The 1,031-nt window shown below is 32.4% G+C and carries 1 protein-coding gene; it reads right to left on the bottom strand.

What is annotated here, in order from left to right:
- Positions 1 to 15: 15 nt before the first annotated feature.
- Positions 16 to 927 (bottom strand): IS982 family transposase, encoded by a 912-nt coding sequence (locus PMI13_RS17020; protein WP_007846023.1) that lies wholly within the window; start codon positions 925 to 927, stop codon positions 16 to 18.
- Between the last annotated feature and the right edge of the window lie 104 nt (positions 928 to 1,031).

The following is a 1,031-nucleotide window of genomic DNA, read 5'->3' as shown; positions in this document are numbered from 1 at the left end:
TAACGTGAGTTCGATTTAAGCCGCAATTAATCTATCTTGATCAATGATGTCAGACCAAGTATTAATAGATGGTTTTTTATCGAAAAAAGAGTAAGCCACTAAAGCGGAAAGAATATTGAGTACGAAGTTATCAAAGCTTCTGTGTCTGGTATGTTCTATCTGGCAAATATTCTTAAGTTCATCGTTGACAGACTCAATCAAAGCTCTTTTACGAAGCATTATTTTATCCTGAAGCAACATCAGGGAGTTCTTCATGTTTTTCTTTATTTTCGTGATTAAATGGACTCCGTCGATAAAGAGTTGTTCAAACAAATCTTTTCCGATGTAGCCTTTGTCTCCAAAGAGTTTTCCGAAAATCCATTTGTGCAAATCCATACTTTTCAGCGGTTCCCGGTCGTCTACATTACCCGTTGTCAGAATAAAATCTAAAATCTCACCCTTATCATTGATAATCAAATGAAGCTTAAATCCATAAAACCATCCCAGAGAACATTGCCCTTTTTGTGCTATGTTTTTGAAAGTTTTATGCTGTTTTTCTCTTTTTATATGACACGCTCTGATTGGTGTCGAATCTATGAAGGAAATACCTGTACATTTTCCCAGACACATCATTTTTAGGAAAACAGCCATCGGAACATTTACCTTCTTTTGTAATTCTACAAAACGATTGTAGGAAACGGTAAAAGGAAATTTATCTTTCATATGTCTTTGGACATAACCCTGATAAAAATGTTTCAGATTTTTGAAAGCTCCATAATGAAATAAAATCATTATAGTCATTACTTCACTTTCGGAAAGGGCTGATTTTCGGTTTCTTTTCTTATTTTTCTGGTCTTGCAAAGCATAATCTTTCAAAACTTGGTTAAATTCTTTGAAAAACTCATCAACAATGAAATAAATAGTCGTAATTTTATCGTCAGAAATCATAGCGGTAATTTTAGTTAAATATTTGAATTTCAATACCTTAAATATACTAATTTTTCCGCTTTTTTCTATAGTAATGTATAATTTCTTATATCGAACTCACGTTA

It is taken from the genome of Chryseobacterium populi, assembly GCF_000282115.1.
Classification (GTDB): domain Bacteria; phylum Bacteroidota; class Bacteroidia; order Flavobacteriales; family Weeksellaceae; genus Chryseobacterium; species Chryseobacterium populi.
This window is presented reverse-complemented; position numbering and strand designations above follow the sequence as displayed.

What these genes read in the sequence shown, in the direction of transcription:
- PMI13_RS17020 (WP_007846023.1), bottom strand. Translation starts at nt 927, where the DNA reads ATGATTTCTGACGATAAAATTACGACTATTTATTTCATTGTTGATGAG.